Origin of the sequence: Stenotrophomonas sp. HITSZ_GD, assembly GCF_029543105.1 — a bacterium.
GTDB lineage: Bacteria > Pseudomonadota > Gammaproteobacteria > Xanthomonadales > Xanthomonadaceae > Stenotrophomonas_A.
The window spans coordinates 88,846-107,095 of sequence record NZ_JARQXB010000006.1 but is presented as its reverse complement, the minus strand read 5'-3'; the positions used below and the strand labels follow the sequence as shown (position 1 = coordinate 107,095).

Sequence of the window (18,250 nt, the reverse complement as noted above, 5' to 3'; positions counted from 1 at the left end):
GGGTAGGCAGGGCCGGGGACAAAGATGCGCAAGCCTACCAGCGCCCCTTGGGGCGGGGGCTGGGCCACAGGTCATGGCCCGGCGGGAAAAGCGCTCAGATCGCCGGGTTGCCCAGCACGCCTTCGATCTCCACGGCCAGTTCGCGGCGGCAGACCTCCGCGTGCAGCAGCAGGCGCGGCACCCGCGTGCCGAAGCGGGCGTCCAGCGCCGCGGCCACCCGGGGCAGGGCCTGGCGGTCGCGCACGTAGACCTTGAGCAAGGTGCCGGCGTCGTCGATATCGGCCGGCATGCCCGCCTGGCGCGCGGCCGCGGCGCCGCGCAGGGCTTCGATGTTGACGAATATCTCCGCCAGCTGGGCATCGACGTCGTCGTGGTGCGCGGTGGCGTGGCCCACGATGCTCGCCGTGCCCGACAGCAGCAGCGGCGCCCGGCTGCCGGGCGGCGGCAGCATCGCGCGGGCGAAGCTCGGCGACTGCGGGCCGTACTGGCGCGGGTAGCGGTAGGCGCTGACCTGGCGCGGATTCTCCAGCGCCACGCCCGGCGCGCGCGCGGCCAGCCAGTACACCAGCAACTGGCGCGGTCCGCCGAAACTGCCGATGCACGTGGCGGCCGGCAGGCGCGTTTCCTCCACCCGCTCCAGCCCGCGCACGCGCCCGACGCAGAAGCGGCGGTAGCGCTCGGCATCGCCTTCGCCTTCGGTCAGGGCATCGAGGTAGTTCCAGATCCGCAGCACGTGAGGGTAGCCGCGTTCGGCGATGAACTGGTTCAGTTGCGCATAGGCCTGCGCGCTGGCGGCCTCCACGTCCAGGTCCGCACGCTCTTCCAGCACCAGCGCGCCGAATTGCACCTGGCCGTTCTCGGCCCAGGCGATGTCGCCCGTCCGGCCATGGGTGGCAGGCGAATCGCCGCGCCAGATCTCCACCTGCGCCGGTCCCATCGGCTCCAGCGGCACCCGCAGCCGGCGCGGGTCGGCGCTGGCCTGCGCGTGCAGGGGGTGCAGGGAGAAATCCACCGCGGCCAGCACGCGCGGGTCGCGCAGTTGCTCGACCGCCGCCTCGGCGTCGACGAAGGAACAGTGCAGGTGGATCGGGTGGGACAAGCGCTTTCCAGTGGGGTATCGCAAGGCGCGGCATCATAACGCGCAGTTATCCTGCACCCGTGCATGCGGCACATTGACGCGCTGGAACGCGCGCTGGCACGATCCTTCGCTTCGAATGCCGGGTGTTCCGGAATCATTCATTTTCCGGACCTGGGCCGCTGTCTTCCCGATGATCGAATTCTCCGTAACCGGCTGGTCGGCCTGGGCGCCGGGCCTGCCACACGCGCAGGACTGGCTGGATTGGGCACGCGGCGATGCGCGGGCCCCGTCGGGCGATGGCGCGCCTGCGCTGGCCGACGTGCCCCCGGTGATGCGGCGAAGAATCGACCGCCTCGGCCGCATGGCGATCAGCGCCACCGACGATTGCGATGTGTCGCCGGTGCGCGAGAACGTGCCGCTGGTGTTCGTGTCCCGCCACGGCGACGTCGACGGCTCGGTCGAACTGCTGCGCGCGCTGGGCCAGACCGAGCTGCTTTCCCCGACGGCCTTCAGCCTGTCCGTCCACAACGCAGTGGCGGCGCTGTATTCCATCGTGCGCAAGCGCCGCGGCAACTATCTCGCGCTGGCCGGCGGGGCCGCGTCGGTCGAGAACGCCTGCGTCGAGGCGGCCGGCTTGCTGGCCGACGGCGCGCCGGAGGTTCTGTTGGTGTGCTATGACGGCCAGTTGCCGGATATTTACGCCGATTTCGCCGACGAACCCGCGCATGCCTACGCCTGGTGCTGGCGCTTGGCCGCGCCCGACCAGCCCGGTGAGCGACTGAGCCTGTCCTGGGCGCCCACGGACCTGGCGCCGGCGCCGGCCTCGCCCCTGCAACACGGCCTGGCCGTTCACCACTTCCTGCTCAGCGGCCAGCCGCGACTGGATGTCGAACGCGAGGACCAGCGCTGGCGCTGGCATCGCCATGCGTGATCGCCTGCTGCCGACCCGGCTGGATCACGCCTGGCGGGTGTTCGGCACGGGCCTGAGTTTCCTCGCCTTCGGCCTCGGTGGCCTGGCGCTGCGCCTGTGCGTGTTTCCGCTGCTGCAATTGGGCGTGCGCGATCGCACCCGGCGGCGCGCGCAGGCGCGGCGCTGGATCCAGCGCAGCTTCGCGAGCCATGTGTGGCTGATGCACGCGCTCGGCCTGTTGACCTACGAAGTGCGCGGACGTGAACGGCTTCAGCGTCGTGGACAGCTGATCCTCGCCAACCACCCCACGTTGATCGACGTGGTGTTCCTCATTTCCCTGCTGCCCGATGCCGATTGCGTGGTGAAGGTGGGCGTGGCGCGCAACCCCTTCATGCGCGGGCCGGTGCGGGCCGCCGGCTACATCGCCAACGACGAAGGGGCCGGGCTGGTGGAGGACTGCATCGCCGCGGTGCGCCGCGGCGGCAACCTGGTCATCTTCCCCGAGGGCACCCGCAGCGAGCCGGGCCGCCCGCTGCGCCTGCAGCGCGGCGCGGCCAACATCGCCGTGCGTGGGCGCCTGGACATCACGCCGGTGCGGATTTCATGCCATCCGCCGACCTTGGGCAAGGGCCAGAAATGGTATCGTGTGCCTTCACGGCGATTTCACATGTTGATCGAGGTCGGGGATGACCTGCCGATCGCGCCGTTCGTGGACGCGATCGCGGCTTCGCCGGGGGGCGAAGCGCTGGCGGTGCGCCGGCTCAACGACCATCTTGTTGATTATTTTTCGGGAGAAACCGCGCGTGCAGGCACTTGAGCACGAGATCAAGGAATTGATCATTTCATCGTTGTCGCTGGAAGACATCACGCCCGAGGATATCGATCCGGCGGCGCCGTTGTTCGTGGAAGGCCTGGGCCTGGACTCGATCGACGCGTTGGAGCTCGGGTTGGCGTTGCAAAAGCGCTACAACGTGAGCCTGTCGGCCGATTCGCAGGAAACCCGCAAGCACTTCGCCAGCGTGCGCGCGCTGGCCGAATTCGTGGCCTCGCACCAGACGGCATGAGCGCCTGAGCAGAGATTGAAGAGCATGACCAAGACCGAACTTTTCGACCGCATCGTGGCGATCCTGCATGAGAGCTTCGAGATCGATCCTTCGCGGATCAAGCCGGAAACCCGGCTCTACGAGGATCTGGACATCGACAGCATCGACGCGGTGGACCTGATCGTGCAGCTCAAGCCGCTGCTCGGCCGTAGCCTGCAGCCGGATGCCTTCAAATCGGTGCGCACCGTGCAGGACATCATCGACGTGCTGCACGGGCTGCTGCGCGACCAGGCAGCCTGATCCACGGGACGGCCGCCGTGAACCGACTGCGCGCGGCCGCGCTGCTGTTGCTGTCGCTGGCCTACCCCGTGCTGGTGTACCTGGCGATGGGCCGTTTCGAGCCGCGCTGGCTGGCGCTGCTGCTGTTCGCGCTGGCGTTGCTGCGCGCGGTGGCCACCCGCCAGCCGGTGTGGCTGGCCGCCTCCGCCGGTGCCGGCGTGCTGGCGCTGCTGGCCACGGTGCTCAACCAGGCCTTGCCGCTGAAGCTGTACCCGGCGTTCGTCAATGCGGTGCTGCTGGCCGTGTTCGCGGTAAGCCTGCGCTTTCCGCCCAGCGCGGTGGAACGCATCGCCCGCCTGAGCGAACCGGACCTGCCGCCGCAGGCCATCGCCTATACCCGCCGCGTCACCCAGGTGTGGTGCGGCTTCTTCGTGCTCAACGGCACGCTCGCGCTCGCCACCGCCCTGTGGGCATCGGAACGGACCTGGGCGCTCTACAACGGATTGTTGGCTTACGTGATGATGGGTGTGTTGTTCGCGGTGGAGTGGTGCGTGCGGCAGCGGGTGAAGGCGGCGCACGGTCATGGCTGAGTGGGTGGCGCTGGACCGCCTGGCGTTGGCGGCGATTCCCGATCGCGCGGTGCGTCCCGGCCTGACCCACCTGGCCTGGCGCCAGCGCGTGGCCGACTGGCAGGCCGCGTTCGCCGCCGCCGCCGGCGAAGACTGGGCGCTGTACATCGGCGACGAAGCCGAATTTTCCGCCGCGCTGTTCGGCGCATGGCATGCCGGCAAGCGCGTGTTCCTGCCCGGCGACGACCTGCCCGGCACGCTCGACCACCTCGCCGCGCACGTGCAGGGTATTGCCGGCGACCTGCCGGCCACGGTGAAGCCGCTGCGCGCCGCGCCCGGCGCCGGCGATCCGCACGCGCTGGCCGCCCTGGACGAGGAAGCCGCGCGCCTGGTGATGTTCACCTCCGGCAGCACCGGGGCACCGGCGGCAATCGCCAAGTGCCTGCGGCAGCTCGCGCGCGAAGTCGAAGCGCTGCAGGCTGCATTCGGCGAGCTGGCCGAAGGGACCCGCGTGCATGGCACGGTGTCCCACCAGCACATCTACGGCCTGCTGTTCCGCGTGCTGTGGCCGCTGGCCGCCGGGCGCAAGACGATGCCACGCGCGTTCTTCCACGAGGACATGGTCGCGGCGATGGCCGACCACGCGGCGCTGCTGGTGGCCACGCCGGCGCACCTCAAGCGCATTCCCGAACAGTTGGACTGGGCCGCCTTGCAGGGTGGCCTGCGCGCGGTGTTCTCCTCCGGCGGTCCGCTGCCTGCCGAGTCGGCGCGCCACGTGCGCGAACGCTTCGGCGTGGCACCGACCGAAGTGTTCGGCAGCAGCGAGACCGGCGGCATCGCCTGGCGCCGCTGGGACGACGACGCGCCGCACTGGACGGCGCTGCCCGGCGTGCAATGGCGCATCGACGACGCGGGCCAGCTCGAAGTGCATTCGCCGCATCTCGCCCAGCCGCACTGGTGGCGCAGCGAGGACCGGGCCGAGGCCCTGGCCGGCGGCGGCTTCCGCCTGCTCGGCCGCGCCGACCGCATCGTGAAGATCGAGGAACGCCGTGTCTCGCTGGATGCGCTCCAGCAGCAGCTGGCGCGCCATGCCCTCGTGGCCGACGCGCGCGTGCTGGTACTGGCCGGTGCGCGCAGCGTACTCGGTGCGGTGGTGGTGCCCAGTGCCGAAGGGTGGGCGTTGCTGCGCGCCCAGGGCCGGCGCGAATGCGCGCGGCAGCTGTCCGCGCACCTGGCCGACAGCCACGACGCGGTGACTCGCCCGCGCCGCTGGCGTTTCGTGGAGGCGTTGCCGCTCAACGCGCAGGGCAAGGTCACCGAACCCGCGCTGGCCAAGCTGTTCCGCCCGGTCTACCCGCAACCGCAGTGGCTGCAGCGCGACGCCGCCGCCGCCGAGCTGGATATCGTGCTCGACCCGGCGCTGGCGGCGTTCGATGGCCACTTCCCGCAGGCGACGATCCTGCCGGGCGTGGCGCAGCTCGACTGGGCGATCCACTTCGGCCGCGAAGCATTCGCCATCGACGCACCGTTCCAGCGCATGGACGTGTTGAAGTTCCAGCGCGTGCTGCGCCCGGGCGACCAGGTGCGCATGTCGCTGCAATGGAACCCGGCGCAGCAGGTGCTGGGGTTCCGGCTGGTATCCGGCCATGGTCCCCATGCCAGCGGCAGGGTGGTGTTCGGCCATGGCTGAGGCCTTCCGCCCCCTGGTGTTGATTCCGGTCTACGACCACGAGCACGCCATTGGCGGCATGGTGGAAGGCGTGCTCGCCACCGGCGAAGATTGCCTGCTGGTGGATGACGGCTCGCGCACGTCGTGCGCCGCCGTGCTCGATGCGCTTGCCGCCACGCATGCGCCGCGCGTGCGCCTGCTGCGGCTGCCGCGCAACCAGGGCAAGGGGGGCGCGGTGCTGGCCGGCTTCGCCGAGGCCGCGCGCCTGGGCTACAGCCACGTGCTGCAGATCGACGCCGATGGCCAGCACGACCCGGCCGATATCCCACGCTTCCTCGACCACGCGCGCCGCGCCCCGGGGAAGATCGTCTCCGGCGTGCCGCAATACGACGAAAGCGTGCCCAAGGGCCGCCTGTACGGGCGTTACGCCACGCACATCTGGGTGTGGATCAACACCTGGTCGCTGGAGATCCGCGATTCGATGTGCGGCTTCCGCGTGTATCCGCTGGCACCGGCGCTGCGGCTGATCGACGAGGAGCCGATCGGCCGCCGCATGGATTTCGATACCGACATGATCGTGCGCCTGTACTGGCGCGGCGTCGGCGTGATCAACCTGCCCACGCGCGTCACCTATCCGCGCGATGGCGTTTCCCACTTCGACGTGTGGCGCGACAACGTGCGCATCAGCCGCATGCACACGCGGCTGTTCTTCGGCATGTTGCGGCGCTCGCCGCGGCTGTTGTGGCGCCGCCTGCGCGGGGCCGCCGCGTGAGCGCCGCCGCGCGCGCGCCGCACTGGGCCGAGATCGGCGAGAGCACCTCGGCCGCCGGCATCGCGTTCCTGTGCGGCGTGCATCGCTGGCTCGGCCGCTGGCCGTTCCGCGTGTGCCTGTATCCGGTGGTGCTCACCCACTGGATGCTCAACCGCACCGCGCGCCACGCATCGCTGGAATACCTGCGCCGCCTGCACGCGCACGCCGGCGTGTTTAGCCGGCCGCCCGGCGCGTGGCACAGCCTGCGGCACTTCGCCTGCTTCGCCGAAACCGTGCTCGACAAGCTGCTCGCCGCCGGTCGCCGCTATCCGCCCGAGCGCGTCGCGCTGGACCGCGGCGAGGTGCTGGCCCTGGTACGCGAAGGCCGCGGCGGGCTGATCGTCACCGCGCACATCGGCTGCCTGGAGCTGTGCCAGGCGCTGGCCGAATCGGTGCCGGGATTCCGCATCACGGTGCTGGTGCATACCGCGCACGCGCAGCGCATCAACCGCATGATGCGCCGCCTCGATCCCGGCCACCGCGTGGAGCTGCTGCAGGTGACCGACATGGGCCCCGGGACGGCCGCGGTGCTGGCCGAGCGCGTGGCGGCGGGTGAGTTCGTCGCCATCGCCGGCGATCGCGTGCCGGTTGGCGGCGGGCGCACCGTGCGCGTGCCCTTCCTGGGGCACCCCGCGCCGTTCCCGATCGGCGCCTACGTGCTGGCATCGGTGCTGGCGTGCCCGGTGTTCACGATGTCCTGCCTGCACGAAGGCGCGGGCTACCGCATTTCGTTCACCCCGTTCGCCGATCGCATCGTGCTGCCGCGCGGCTCGCGCGATGCCGCCATCGCCGCGCAGGCCACGCGCCTGGCCGCGTGGCTGGAAGCGCAGGTCGTGGCGGCGCCGTATGACTGGTTCAATTTCTTCCCCTTCTGGGATCAGGTTCCGCATGAAGATGGACAATGAGCTGCCCGTGCAGTCCTTCGGCAGCGCGCCGCTGGCGATCGAATCGGTGGTGGGCCTGGCCCGCCGCACCCACGTCGCGGCGCTGAGCGACGACGCGGCGTTCCGCGCGCGCATCCAGCGCGGCGCGGATTTCCTCGACCGCCTGCTCGCCGAGGACGGCGTGATCTACGGCGTGACCACCGGCTATGGCGATTCGTGCACGGTGAACATCCCGCCGCGCCTGGTCGCCGAACTGCCGCACCACCTCTACACGTACCACGGCTGCGGCCTGGGGCGTTTCCTCGACGAAGAAGAGACCCGCGCGGTGCTTGCCGCGCGCCTGGCCTCGTTGAGCCGCGGCATGTCCGGCGTCAGCCTGCCGCTGCTCGAAGGCCTGGCCACGCTGCTGCGCCACGACGTGCTGCCGCTGATTCCCGCCGAGGGCTCGGTCGGCGCCAGTGGCGACCTTACGCCGCTGTCCTACGTGGCCGCGGTGCTGTGCGGCGAGCGCGAGGTGATGTACGAGGGCCAATGCCGGCCGGCGGCCGAGGTGCTGGCGCAGATCGGCATGACGCCGTTGAAGCTGCGGCCGAAGGAAGGCCTGGCGATCATGAACGGTACCGCGGTGATGACCGCGCTGGCCTGCCTGGCCTGGCGCCGCGCCGATTACCTCTCGCGCCTGGCCACCCGCCTGACCGCCTTCAACGTGCTCGCCAGCAACGGCAACGCGCACCACTTCGACGAAGTGCTGTTCTCCGCCAAGCCGCACCCGGGCCAATCGCGCATCGCCGCGCGCCTGCGCGAGGACCTGCACAGCGACCGCCCCAGCCGCAACGACCAGCGACTGCAGGACCGCTACTCCCTGCGCTGCGCGCCGCACGTGATCGGCGTGCTGGAAGACGCGCTGCCGTTCCTGCGCCAGCTGATCGAGACCGAGCTCAACAGCGCCAACGACAATCCCCTGATCGACCCGGACCGCGAGCAGATCCTGCACGGTGGCCACTTCTACGGTGGCCACATCGCGCTGGCGATGGACACGCTGAAGAACGCCGTGGCCAATGTCGCCGACCTGCTCGACCGCCAGCTCGCCCTGCTGGTGGACAGCCGCTACAACCATGGCCTGCCGGCCAACCTGTCCGGCGTGACCGGCGAGCGCGCGCCGATCAACCACGGCCTGAAGGCATTGCAGATCAGCGTGTCGGCGTGGACCGCCGAGGCGCTCAAGCTGACCATGCCGGCTTCCGTGTTCTCACGTTCCACCGAATGCCACAACCAGGACAAGGTCAGCATGGGCACCATCGCCGCGCGCGATTGCCTGCGCGTGCTGACGCTGGCCGAGCAGGTGGTGGCGGCCATGCTGATCGCCGCGCGCCAGGCCATCACCTTGCGCGAGCGCGCACAGGAGCGCGCCGCGCTGGGCGCGCAGGCCGAGGCCATGCACCAGGACCTGTGCCAGCGCATCGCGCTGGTCGAGGAGGATCGCGCCCTGGATGGCGAGCTGCGCGGGCTGGTCGCGCATATCCGCCAGGAGCAGTGGACCCTGTATGTCGACTGAGCTGTCCATCGAGATCGAACTGAGCCCGGCCTTCCACGACTGCGATGCGATGCACGTGGTCTGGCACGGGAACTACTTCAAGTACTTCGAGATCGCCCGCTGCGCGCTGCTGGCGCGGCAAGGCTACGACTACCCGCAGATGCAGGAATCCGGCTACCTGTGGCCGGTGGTCGACACCCGGGTGAAGTACATCCGCCCGCTGTTGTATGCGCAGCCGCTGAAGGTGGCCGCGCGCATCAGCGAATACGAGAACCGCCTGCGGTTCGACTACGAGATCCGCGATGCCGGCACCGGCCAGGTGCTGACCCGCGCGCACACGATCCAGGTCGCCGTGCTCGCCGCCACCGGCGAGCTTCAATACGTCTGCCCTCCCATCCTGTGGGAACGGCTGGGAGTGCATCCGCAATGAAGTCCGTCTTCCTGGCTTTCGCGCTGGCCTTGGTGCCGGCGTGGCCCGCCCTGGCGGCGCCCGCCGTGCCGCCGGAACTGGCGCAAGTGCAGCAGCGCGTGGCCCGGCCGGCGCTGCTGCGTGCCGATTTCGTGCAGGAAAAACAGGTGGCTGGATTCCGCAACCCGCTGCGCTCGCAGGGCCAGTTCGTGCTGGCGCAGGACCGTGGGGTGATCTGGCGCACGCTCAAGCCGTTCCCTTCCGATGTCGTGCTGACGCGCGACCGCATCCTCAGCCGCCAGGCCGACGGCAGCGTGCAGGTCGAGGTCGACGGCCGCCAGCAGCCTGCGCTGCGCGCGATCAACGCGATGATGTTCGCGCTGATGAGCGGCGACGTGCAGGCGATGTCATCCAGCTTCGAGGTGCGCGCCGAACTGTTGCCCGGCAACGGTTGGCGGCTGCACCTGACCCCGCGCTCGGCGATGTTGGCCAAGGCATTCGCCTCGCTGCAGCTGGAGGGCGACCAGTACGTGCGCAAGGTCGAGATCGAGGAAGCCAACCACGATCGCACGCGCCTGAGCTTCGACAACTTCCGCCAGGCGCCGCCGCTGGCCGCCGACGAGGCCCGCAGCCTTGAATGACCCAGCCGCACAAGCAGGGGGCGCCGATGCCCGCCTGCATCGCCACTGGCGCTGGGTAGGCTTGCTGTGGCTGGCGGTCGTCGTCGCGGTCGCCGTGCACCAGTGGAGCTTCTGGCGCGGCGCGCACATCGACAGCGACGTGCTGGCGTTGCTGCCGCAGGATGCCGACGACCGCCTGCTCTCCGACGCGACCCGCCTGATCGCCGACAACAGCGCGCGCCAGGTGGTGGTGCTGCTTGGCAGCGACACCGCCGAGGGCGCCAAGGCGGCGCAGGCCGCGTATTCGCGCGAGTTCCAGGGTGCTGGCCAACATGGCGACCTGCCGCTGGAGGAGAGCGCCTCCGTGCAGGGCTGGTTCGACCAGGCGCGCGCGTTCTACGCGCCTTATCGCGATCGCCTGCTCACCGCAGCGCAACGCGCGCGCCTGCAGGGCAGTGACGAAGCCGCTCTCGGCCAGCAGGCGCTGGCCGCGCTGTACGGCCCGCTCGGCGCACCGCGCCTGACCGAATGGAACCGCGACCCGCTCGGCTTGTGGCCGCAGTGGTGGCAGGCGCGTGCCGCCGGCACCGGCCTGCGCGTGGGCGACGATGGCCTGCTGCAGGCCGATGGCCGCTACTGGGCGGTGCTGCAGTTCCAGACCCGCGATTCGGCATTCCGCCTCGATGGCGAGCAGCGCATCGGCCAGGCATTGGACGCCGCCGCGGCCGCCGCGCGCGCCGCCGTGCCGGACCTGCGCGAACTGCGCGCCGGCGTGCCGCTGCATGCCGAGGCCGCCGCCGCGCAGGCCAATTTCGAGATCAACACCATCGGCTGGGGTTCGCTGGCCGCGGTGCTGCTGCTGGTGTGGCTGGCGTTCCGCTCGCTGCGGCCCATCCTGCTGGTGGCGATGTCGCTGATGATCGGCTGCGCGACCGCGCTGTCGGTCACCGCGCTGGTATTCGGCAAGGTGCATCTGCTGACGCTGGTATTCGGCGCCAGCCTCGTCGGCGTGGCCGAGGATTACGGCATCCACTGGTTCGGCTCGCGTCAGGCCGAGCCCCATGCCAGCCGCTGGCAACTGCTGCGTCACCTGCTGCCGGGTTTGTGGCTGGCGCTGCTGACCAGCGCGTTGGCCTACCTGGCGCTGGGGCTGGCGCCCTTCCCGGGGCTGCGCCAGATGGCGCTGTTCTCGGTGGTGGGCCTGGCGGCCGCCTTCCTCACCGTCATCGCGTGGTTCCCGCTGCTGGACAAGGGCCGCGTGCGCGAAACGCGCTTTGCTTATTGGCTGGGTGGCACCCTGGCGCGCTGGCCGCGGCTGGGGCAGGGCAAGGGCAAGGTCAGCGTGGTGCTGGGCGTGATCGCCCTGGTGGTGATCGCCGGCGGCCTGCTGCGCCTGCAACCCAACGACGACCTGCGCAGCCTGCAATCCTCGCCGCCGGCGTTGATGGCGCAGCAGATCGAAGTCGGGCGGCTGCTCGGCATGCCGAGCCCGGCGCAGTTCTTCCTGGTGCAGGGCGCCGATGAAGAGCAGGTGCTGCAGCGCGAGCAGGCGCTGGTCGCCAAGCTGGATGCACTGGAAGCCCAAGGCCGCATCGGCGGCCACCAGGCGATCAGTGACTGGTGGCCATCGCAGGCGCGCCAGCAGGCCGATGCCGGATTGACCGCGCGCATCGAAGCCAGCGTGCTGCGGCAGGTAGGCGAGGCCACCGGCGAGACGCTGTCGCGCCCGGCGTACGCCGCCCCCGCGGGCATCGCGGCGTTCCTGCGCGACCCGGTCTCGCTGCCGTTCCGCCACCTGTGGCTGGGCCCGCTGGGCAACGGGCAGGCCTCGGTGGTGATGGTGGACGACCTGTCGCGCGCCGACGCGCTGGCGGCCCTGCGTGCACAGGCCGACGGCCTGGACGGCGTGCGCTGGGTCGATCGCACCGCGGATTTCTCCCATCTGCTCGGCCACTACCGCCGCATGATGGGCGCGCTGCTGCTGGCCGGCGTGGTGCTGGTGTTCGGCGTGCTCGCCTGGCGCTATCGCCGGCAGTCCTGGCGCGTGATCACCCCGACGCTGCTGGCCGGCCTGCTGACGGTCGCGCTGCTGGGCTGGTTCGGCCAGCCGCTGCTGCTGTTCAACGTGCTGGCGCTGCTGCTGCTGCTGGGCATGGGCATCGATTACGGCATCTTCCTGCTCGAACACCGCGGCGATCGCAGTGCGTGGCTGTCGGTGTGCGTTGGCGCGGCCAGCACCTGGCTGTCGTTCGGCCTGCTCGCGTTGTCGTCCACGCCCGCGCTGCGCGCCTTCGGGCTCACGCTGCTGTTCGGCATCGGCCTGGTGTGGTTCATCACCCCGCTGTTCCGCCCCGCGCCGCACGACTGACCTCCTTCCTCTCGAGGCTCCCGCATGACCCGTTCTACGGAAAGAACCGAAATCCTCATCGTCGGTGCCGGCCCCGCCGGCTCGGTCGCCGCCGCGCTGCTGCGCCGGCAGGGCCGCCAGGTGGTGATGATCGAGCGCGAGCAGTTCCCGCGCTTCTCCATCGGCGAGAGCCTGCTGCCGCAGAGCATGGAATACATCGAGCAGGCCGGGCTGCTGCAGGACGTGGTGGAGGCCGGGTTCCAGTACAAGAACGGCGCGGCGTTCGTGCGCGGCGAACGCACCACCCAGTTCGACTTCCGCGACAAGTTCTCCCCGGGCTGGGGCACCACCTACCAGGTGCAGCGCGCCGACTTCGACCACGTGCTCGCCAAGGGAGCGCAGCGCCAGGGCGCGGACCTGCGCTTCGGCCACGAGGTGCTGGCGATGCGCCCGGGCGCACGGCCCAGCGTGGACGTGCGCGATCCCGACGGGCACGAATACACGCTGGAGGCGGACTTCGTGCTCGACGCCAGCGGCTTTGGCCGGTTGCTGCCGCGCTTGCTCAAGCTGGAGTCGCCCTCCAACTTCCCGGTACGCGGCGCGATCTTCACCCATGTGCGCGACCACATCGCGCCGGAGGCGGGCTTCGATCGCAACAAGATCCTCATCACCACGCATCCGGCGCACGTGGACGTCTGGTTCTGGACGATCCCTTTCTCCAACGGCTGCTGTTCGCTGGGCGTGGTGGCCGAGCCTGCGTTCTTCGAGCGCTATCCGGGCGACGACCTGCAGAAGCTGCAGGCCATCGTCGCCGAGGACCCGAACCTGACCCGCCTGCTGGCGCGCGCCGAATGGGCGGTGCTGCCGGTGCGCCGCATCACCGGCTATTCGGCCAATGTCAGCGCGTTGCACGGCGAAGGCTATGCGCTGCTCGGCAACGCCGGTGAATTCCTCGACCCGGTCTTTTCCTCCGGCGTCACCATCGCGTTCAAGTCCGCCCAGCTGGCCGCCGACTGCCTGGCCCGCCACTACGCGGGCGAGCAGGTGGACTGGCAGGCCGGCTTCGACGAGCCACTGCGGTACGGCGTGAAGGCGTTCCGCCGCTTCGTGGAAGCCTGGTACGCCGGCGGTTTCCAGAAGATCATCTTCCACCCCGACCCGCAGCCGGACATCCGCCGCATGATCTGCTCCATCCTCGCCGGCTATGCCTGGGACCTCGACAACCCCTACGTCGCCGACCCCAGCGGCCGCCGCCTGCGCGTGCTGGAGGAACTGTGCAGCGCCTGATCGCTCGCGCCCTGCTGCTCGCCGGCGTGCTGCTGCTCGCCGCCTGCGCCGGTGCGCGCCTACGCCCGCCGGCCATGGCGCTGCCGCCGCTGCAGTTGGCGCCGGCCGCGCTGGGCCATCCGCTGGCGCTGCAGCAACGGCTGGTCTTTCGCTACGGCAACCATCGCAGCACGCTCGACGCCCTGCTCGAAGCCGATGCCGACGAAGTGCGCCTGGCCGTGCAGGCGCTCGGCCAGACGGGCGTGACCCTGCGCTGGGATGGCCGCACGCTCCAGCAGCAACGCGCGCCATGGTTGCCGCCACAGGTGCGCGCCGAGCGCGTGCTCGATGACCTGCAGTTCGCGCTGTGGCCGGCCGCGGCCGTGCGCGCCGCGCTGCCCGAGGGGTGGACACTGACCGAGCACGACGCCACGCGCCAGCTCGAACACGCAGGACGCCCGTGGCTGGTGCTGGAGCGCCACGACGCCACCCAGCAGACCCTGCGCAACCTGGCCGAGGGCTACGCGCTGGACATCGAATCGGCCCCGCTGGAATCGAGCCCGCCGTGAACGACGTGTTCCTCAACGAAATGGGCGTGGTCTGCGCGCTGGGGGGCGATGCCGACGCGGTCGGGCACGCGCTGTTCGACACCCGCGCGCCGGCCAATGCCGCCACCGATGCCATCACCCCGGGCCGCGCGCTGATCCTGGGCCAGGTGCTGGCGCCGCTGCCGGCGATGGACGACCAACCCGTCCAGATGCGCGGCCGCAACAATGCGCTGCTGCGCCAGGCCTATGCGCAGATCGCCCCGGCGGTCTCCGCGGCCATCGAGCGCTTCGGCCCCGCGCGCGTGGCCGTGGTGCTCGGCACCAGCACCTCGGGCATCGGCGAGGCCGAGGATGCGCTGCGCCAGCGCGCGGCCGGCCAGCCGTGGCCCAGCGGCTTTCACTACGCGCAGCAGGAGATGGGCACGCCGGCGCGCTTCGTGCGTGCGCTCAGCGGCGCGCGCGGGCCGGCCTGGACCGTTTCCACCGCCTGCTCCTCCAGCGCCAAGGCGATGATGTCGGCGGCGCGGCTGCTGCGCGCGGGCCTCGTCGATGCGGTGGTCGCCGGCGGCGCCGATTCGCTGTGCCGCTTCACCGTCGAGGGTTTCAGCGCGCTGGAGTCGGTGTCGGCGCAGCGCTGCAATCCGTTTTCGCGCCACCGCGAGGGCATCAACATCGGCGAAGGCGCGGCGCTGTTCCTGATGACCCGCGAGCAGGGCGAAGTGCGCCTGTCCGGCTGGGGCGAGACGTCCGACGCGCACCACCTCTCCGCGCCCGACCCGAGCGGCGCCGGCGCGATCGACGCCATCGGCCAGGCGCTTGCGCGCGCCGGCCTGGCGCCGGCGCAGGTCGATTACGTCAACCTGCACGGCACCGCCACCCGCCAGAACGATGCAATGGAAAGCCGCGCGATGCAGGCGGTCTTCGGCCGGCCGGTGCCGGCCAGCGCCACCAAGCCGCTCACCGGCCACACGCTCGGCGCGGCCGGCGCGATCGAGGCGGCGCTGTGCTGGCTCACGCTGGCGCGCAACCCGGCCGGCCTGCTGCCGCCGCACTGGTGGGACGGCGAGCCCGATCCGGAGCTGCCGCCGCTGGCGTTGGTCGCGCCCGGCGAAGCGGCCGCGCGCGCGCCGCGCCACCTGCTCAGCCACTCCTTCGCCTTCGGCGGCAGCAACGCCGTGCTGGCTTTTTCCAGGGATTGATTCGGATGACCGTGCAATACGACATCGAACAGGTCATTCCCCACCGCGGCATGATGCGGTTGATCGACCGCCTGCTCGCCTGCGACGAGGACAGCGTCAGCGCCGAGGTGCGCGTGCCGGCCGATGCGCTGTTCGGCGATGCGCTCGGCGTGCCGGCCTGGGTGGGCGTGGAGTACATGGCGCAGACGGTGGCCGCCTGGGCCGGGCATCGTGCGCGGGGGCGCGGCGAGGCGCCGTCGATCGGTTTCCTGCTCGGCACGCGCCGCTACCAGGCCGCCACGCCGCGTTTCGACGCCGGCGCGGTACTGCGGGTGGAGGCAAGATGCGAACTGTTGGGCGACAATGGCCTGGGCATGTTCGCGTGCCGCATTCTCCAGGGGGATGCGGTGCTGGCGACGGCCAATGTTTCGGTTTTCGAGCCGCCCAACGCGGCGGCTTATCTGGAGAGTGGTGAGGCATGAAGGGGGAGACGACGGTCCTGGTGACCGGGGCCAGTCGCGGCATCGGGCGGGCGATCGCGCTGCGCGTGGCCGAGGCCGGCCATGACGTGGTGGTGCATTGCCGTAGCCGCGTGGAAGAGGCGCACGCCGTGGCCACGCAGATTCGCGCGCTGGGCCGGCAGGCCCGCGTGCTGAGTTTCGACGTGGCCGACCGCGCCGCCAGCGCCGCCGCGCTGCTGGCCGACGTGGAGGCGCACGGCGCCTACTACGGCGTGGTGTGCAACGCCGGCATCGCGCGCGACAACGCCTTCCCCGCGATGAGCGGCGAGGATTGGGATGCCGTCGTGCACACCAACCTGGATGGCTTTTTCAACGTGCTCAACCCGCTGGTCATGCCGATGGTGCGGCGGCGCAAGCCCGGCCGCATCGTCACGCTGTCATCGGTGTCCGGGCTGGTGGGCAACCGCGGGCAGACCAACTACAGCGCGGCCAAGGCCGGCATCATCGGCGCCACCAAGGCGCTGGCGCTGGAGCTGGCCAGCCGCGCGATCACCGTCAACTGCGTCGCGCCCGGGCTGATCGACACCGAGATGCTCGACGCCGAAGTGGTCGAGCACGCACTGCCGCTGGTGCCCGCGCGCCGGCTGGGCCGCCCGGAGGAAGTCGCCGCCGCGGTGGCCTTCCTGCTTTCCGAGGAGGCCGGCTACATCACCCGGCAGGTGATTTCGGTCAACGGAGGACTGGTCGGATGAGCAGCACGGACAAGCGCGTCGTAGTCACCGGCGCCGGCGCGATCAGCCCGCTGGGCCACGACTGGCCGAGCATCCACCTGCGCCTGCGCGAATGCCGCAACGCGGTGCGCTACCTGCCGGAGTGGGACGTCTACGACGGCTTGAACACCCGCCTGGCCGCGCCGGCGCTGCCCTTCGAGCTGCCGCCGCAATACAACCGCAAGACCACCCGCAGCATGGGCAAGGTGGCGATCATGTCGGTGCGCGCCACCGAGATGGCGCTGGAGCAGGCCGGCCTGCTCGGCCACCCGGTGCTGCGCGGCGGCATGGCCGGCGTGTCTTATGGTTCCTCGGCCGGTGCGCACGACGCCATCGCCGAGTTCGGCCGCATGCTCAACGAGCACAGCACCTCGGGCATCTCGGCCACCACCTACCTGAAGATGATGAGCCACACCGCGCCGGTGAACATCGGCGTGTTCTTCGGCCTCACCGGCCGGGTGATCACCACCTCCAGCGCCTGCACTTCCGGCAGCCAGGGCGTGGGTTCCGGCTACGAGGCCATCCGCAGCGGCAAGCAGACCGTGATGCTGTGCGGCGGCGCCGAGCAGCTCGACGCCACCGCCGCGGCGGTGTTCGACACGCTCTTCGCCACCAGCGTGCGCAACGATGCGCCGCAGACCACCCCGCGCCCGTTCGATGCCCAGCGCGATGGCCTGGTGCTGGGCGAGGGCGCCTGCACCCTCGTGCTGGAAGAGCTCGAACACGCACAGGCGCGCGGGGCGAACATCCTGGCCGAGATCGTCGGCTACGGCACCAACAGCGATGGCCAGCACGTCACCCAGCCCAGCGCCGACACCATGGCCCAGGCGATGCGCCTGGCGCTGGCCGATGCCGGCCTGGACGCCTCGCGCATCGGCTACGTGAACGCCCACGGCACCGCGACCGACCACGGCGACATCGCCGAATCCCAGGCCACCGCGCAGGTGTTCGGCCATGCCGTGCCGATCAGCTCGCTCAAGAGCTACGTCGGCCACATGCTCGGCGCCTGCGGTGCGTTCGAGGCCTGGTTGAGCATCGAGATGATGCGCGAGGGCTGGTTCGCGCCGACCGTGAACCTGGCGCAGGTGGACCCGCGCTGCGCCGCGCTGGATTACGTCACCGGCGAAGGCCGCGCCTTGCAGACCGAATATGTCGCCAGCAACAACTTCGCCTTCGGCGGCATCAACACCTCGTTGATCTTCCGCCGCTGGCCGCATTGATCGCCGTTCATCCACAAGGAGTGCCACCATGAAACGAATTCTCGCCGCCACCTGCCTCGCCCTGCTTGCCGCCGCGCCCGCCTACGCGCGCGAAACCCGCGTGGAGCAGCCGCTGCAGGCCCTGCTGGATTCGCAGGAAGCCAAGGACGCCGGCATCGATGGCAGCGTGAAGTTCTACCTGGCCGGGCAGCCCCATCCGGCGGTGGTGGAGTCCTTCGGCAGCGACGTCTCCAACCGCAAGACCAACGCGGCCAACAAGAGCGACGAGGCCGCCTGCCGCTGGGTGACCCTGTCCGTGCTCAAGGCGCTGCAGGACGGCGCCAAGGCCAAGGGCGCCAATGCGGTGATCGACGTGGTCAGCTTCTACAAGGCCAAGGAATTCAGCAGCCCGACGAGCTACGAATGCTACGCCGGCGCCATCCTGGCCGGCATGGCGCTGAAGGGCACCTACGCCAAGGTGAAGTAAGCCCACGCGCGCCTGACCAGGGCCCGCCGACCCGCCCCGGCCGCGCCGGTAGCGGGACCGGCGGGCCTTGTTGTTTTCACCGCGCCGTTCGCCCGCGCCCGGATAATGAACGGCACGAAATGCCGAGCATGCTGGCGAACCTTTCGCCAGTGCCGTATTTCCGACACAATTCCCGCTGGTTTTTCTCT

Annotated in this window: 20 protein-coding genes; 19 read left to right on the top strand and 1 reads right to left on the bottom strand. The window is 70.6% G+C overall.

Annotated elements, in window-relative coordinates; genetic code table 11:
* Positions 1–94: 94 nt before the first annotated feature.
* The gene (locus tag P6166_RS08290; RefSeq protein ID WP_277764000.1) at positions 95–1,099 is read right to left on the bottom strand and encodes a pteridine-dependent deoxygenase; all 1,005 of its coding nucleotides are present in this window, start codon (positions 1,097–1,099) and stop codon (positions 95–97) included.
* A 169-nt stretch (positions 1,100–1,268) separates the two neighbouring features.
* On the opposite strand from P6166_RS08290, the gene P6166_RS08285 reads away from it, so the two are divergent.
* From P6166_RS08285 to P6166_RS08195, 19 genes are read left to right on the top strand one after another with little or no spacing between them, the layout of a single operon-like run.
* Positions 1,269–2,009: a beta-ketoacyl synthase chain length factor gene (locus P6166_RS08285; protein ID WP_277763999.1), complete on the top strand. Its 741-nt coding sequence runs from the start codon at positions 1,269–1,271 to the stop codon at positions 2,007–2,009.
* A complete protein-coding gene (locus P6166_RS08280) occupies positions 2,002–2,805 on the top strand; it encodes a lysophospholipid acyltransferase family protein (protein WP_277763998.1) in 804 nt (267 codons plus the stop codon). Before P6166_RS08285 ends, P6166_RS08280 begins: the two co-directional genes overlap by 8 nt.
* Positions 2,792–3,052 (top strand): phosphopantetheine-binding protein, encoded by a 261-nt coding sequence (locus P6166_RS08275; RefSeq protein WP_277763997.1) that lies wholly within the window; start codon positions 2,792–2,794, stop codon positions 3,050–3,052. Before P6166_RS08280 ends, P6166_RS08275 begins: the two co-directional genes overlap by 14 nt.
* Before the next feature lie 24 nt (positions 3,053–3,076).
* Positions 3,077–3,331 carry an acyl carrier protein gene (locus tag P6166_RS08270; protein ID WP_277763996.1) on the top strand — a complete coding sequence of 85 codons (255 nt, stop codon included), beginning with the start codon at positions 3,077–3,079 and terminating at the stop codon, positions 3,329–3,331.
* Positions 3,332–3,348: 17 nt separating this feature from the next.
* The gene (locus P6166_RS08265) at positions 3,349–3,900 is read left to right on the top strand and encodes a hypothetical protein (protein WP_277763995.1); all 552 of its coding nucleotides are present in this window, start codon (positions 3,349–3,351) and stop codon (positions 3,898–3,900) included.
* Positions 3,893–5,569 carry an AMP-binding protein gene (locus P6166_RS08260; RefSeq protein WP_277763994.1) on the top strand — a complete coding sequence of 559 codons (1,677 nt, stop codon included), beginning with the start codon at positions 3,893–3,895 and terminating at the stop codon, positions 5,567–5,569. The genes P6166_RS08265 and P6166_RS08260 overlap by 8 nt, the downstream gene beginning before the upstream one ends.
* Positions 5,562–6,320, top strand: a complete 759-nt coding sequence (locus P6166_RS08255; protein ID WP_277763993.1) for a glycosyltransferase family 2 protein — start codon at positions 5,562–5,564, stop codon at positions 6,318–6,320. Before P6166_RS08260 ends, P6166_RS08255 begins: the two co-directional genes overlap by 8 nt.
* Positions 6,317–7,264, top strand: a complete 948-nt coding sequence (locus P6166_RS08250) for an acyltransferase (protein ID WP_277763992.1) — start codon at positions 6,317–6,319, stop codon at positions 7,262–7,264. Before P6166_RS08255 ends, P6166_RS08250 begins: the two co-directional genes overlap by 4 nt.
* Positions 7,254–8,798, top strand: a complete 1,545-nt coding sequence (locus tag P6166_RS08245) for an aromatic amino acid ammonia-lyase (protein WP_345781866.1) — start codon at positions 7,254–7,256, stop codon at positions 8,796–8,798. Before P6166_RS08250 ends, P6166_RS08245 begins: the two co-directional genes overlap by 11 nt.
* Complete coding sequence (locus P6166_RS08240; protein ID WP_277763990.1) at positions 8,788–9,207, top strand: acyl-CoA thioesterase; 420 nt, start codon at positions 8,788–8,790, stop codon at positions 9,205–9,207. The genes P6166_RS08245 and P6166_RS08240 overlap by 11 nt, the downstream gene beginning before the upstream one ends.
* Positions 9,204–9,827 (top strand): outer membrane lipoprotein carrier protein LolA, encoded by a 624-nt coding sequence (locus P6166_RS08235; protein ID WP_277763989.1) that lies wholly within the window; start codon positions 9,204–9,206, stop codon positions 9,825–9,827. Before P6166_RS08240 ends, P6166_RS08235 begins: the two co-directional genes overlap by 4 nt.
* On the top strand, positions 9,820–12,174 hold the full coding sequence (locus P6166_RS08230; RefSeq protein ID WP_277763988.1) for an MMPL family transporter: 2,355 nt from the start codon (positions 9,820–9,822) through the stop codon (positions 12,172–12,174). Before P6166_RS08235 ends, P6166_RS08230 begins: the two co-directional genes overlap by 8 nt.
* 24 nt (positions 12,175–12,198) lie before the next feature.
* Positions 12,199–13,440, top strand: a complete 1,242-nt coding sequence (locus P6166_RS08225) for an NAD(P)/FAD-dependent oxidoreductase (protein ID WP_277763987.1) — start codon at positions 12,199–12,201, stop codon at positions 13,438–13,440.
* Entirely contained in the window at positions 13,428–13,988 is a 561-nt protein-coding gene (locus P6166_RS08220) for a DUF3261 domain-containing protein (RefSeq protein WP_277763986.1), read from the top strand. The genes P6166_RS08225 and P6166_RS08220 overlap by 13 nt, the downstream gene beginning before the upstream one ends.
* Positions 13,985–15,166: a beta-ketoacyl-[acyl-carrier-protein] synthase family protein gene (locus P6166_RS08215; RefSeq protein ID WP_277763985.1), complete on the top strand. Its 1,182-nt coding sequence runs from the start codon at positions 13,985–13,987 to the stop codon at positions 15,164–15,166. Before P6166_RS08220 ends, P6166_RS08215 begins: the two co-directional genes overlap by 4 nt.
* Before the next feature lie 5 nt (positions 15,167–15,171).
* Positions 15,172–15,627: a hotdog family protein gene (locus tag P6166_RS08210; RefSeq protein WP_277763984.1), complete on the top strand. Its 456-nt coding sequence runs from the start codon at positions 15,172–15,174 to the stop codon at positions 15,625–15,627.
* The gene (gene fabG / locus P6166_RS08205; RefSeq protein WP_277763983.1) at positions 15,624–16,358 is read left to right on the top strand and encodes a 3-oxoacyl-ACP reductase FabG; all 735 of its coding nucleotides are present in this window, start codon (positions 15,624–15,626) and stop codon (positions 16,356–16,358) included. Before P6166_RS08210 ends, fabG begins: the two co-directional genes overlap by 4 nt.
* Complete coding sequence (locus P6166_RS08200) at positions 16,355–17,596, top strand: beta-ketoacyl-ACP synthase (protein WP_277763982.1); 1,242 nt, start codon at positions 16,355–16,357, stop codon at positions 17,594–17,596. The genes fabG and P6166_RS08200 overlap by 4 nt, the downstream gene beginning before the upstream one ends.
* 28 nt (positions 17,597–17,624) lie before the next feature.
* Complete coding sequence (locus P6166_RS08195; RefSeq protein WP_277763981.1) at positions 17,625–18,062, top strand: excinuclease ATPase subunit; 438 nt, start codon at positions 17,625–17,627, stop codon at positions 18,060–18,062.
* Positions 18,063–18,250: the final 188 nt, after the last annotated feature.

Excerpts from the sequence above, each read along its gene's own strand:
- P6166_RS08285 (WP_277763999.1), top strand. The coding sequence starts at position 1,269 with ATGATCGAATTCTCCGTAACCGGCTGGTCGGCCTGGGCGCCGGGCCTG.
- P6166_RS08280 (WP_277763998.1), top strand. The coding sequence starts at position 2,002 with ATGCGTGATCGCCTGCTGCCGACCCGGCTGGATCACGCCTGGCGGGTG.
- P6166_RS08270 (WP_277763996.1), top strand. The coding sequence starts at position 3,077 with ATGACCAAGACCGAACTTTTCGACCGCATCGTGGCGATCCTGCATGAG.
- P6166_RS08260 (WP_277763994.1), top strand. The coding sequence starts at position 3,893 with ATGGCTGAGTGGGTGGCGCTGGACCGCCTGGCGTTGGCGGCGATTCCC.
- P6166_RS08255 (WP_277763993.1), top strand. The coding sequence starts at position 5,562 with ATGGCTGAGGCCTTCCGCCCCCTGGTGTTGATTCCGGTCTACGACCAC.
- P6166_RS08245 (WP_345781866.1), top strand. The coding sequence starts at position 7,254 with ATGGACAATGAGCTGCCCGTGCAGTCCTTCGGCAGCGCGCCGCTGGCG.
- P6166_RS08240 (WP_277763990.1), top strand. The coding sequence starts at position 8,788 with ATGTCGACTGAGCTGTCCATCGAGATCGAACTGAGCCCGGCCTTCCAC.
- P6166_RS08235 (WP_277763989.1), top strand. The coding sequence starts at position 9,204 with ATGAAGTCCGTCTTCCTGGCTTTCGCGCTGGCCTTGGTGCCGGCGTGG.
- P6166_RS08225 (WP_277763987.1), top strand. The coding sequence starts at position 12,199 with ATGACCCGTTCTACGGAAAGAACCGAAATCCTCATCGTCGGTGCCGGC.
- P6166_RS08210 (WP_277763984.1), top strand. The coding sequence starts at position 15,172 with ATGACCGTGCAATACGACATCGAACAGGTCATTCCCCACCGCGGCATG.
- fabG (WP_277763983.1), top strand. The coding sequence starts at position 15,624 with ATGAAGGGGGAGACGACGGTCCTGGTGACCGGGGCCAGTCGCGGCATC.
- P6166_RS08200 (WP_277763982.1), top strand. The coding sequence starts at position 16,355 with ATGAGCAGCACGGACAAGCGCGTCGTAGTCACCGGCGCCGGCGCGATC.
- P6166_RS08195 (WP_277763981.1), top strand. The coding sequence starts at position 17,625 with ATGAAACGAATTCTCGCCGCCACCTGCCTCGCCCTGCTTGCCGCCGCG.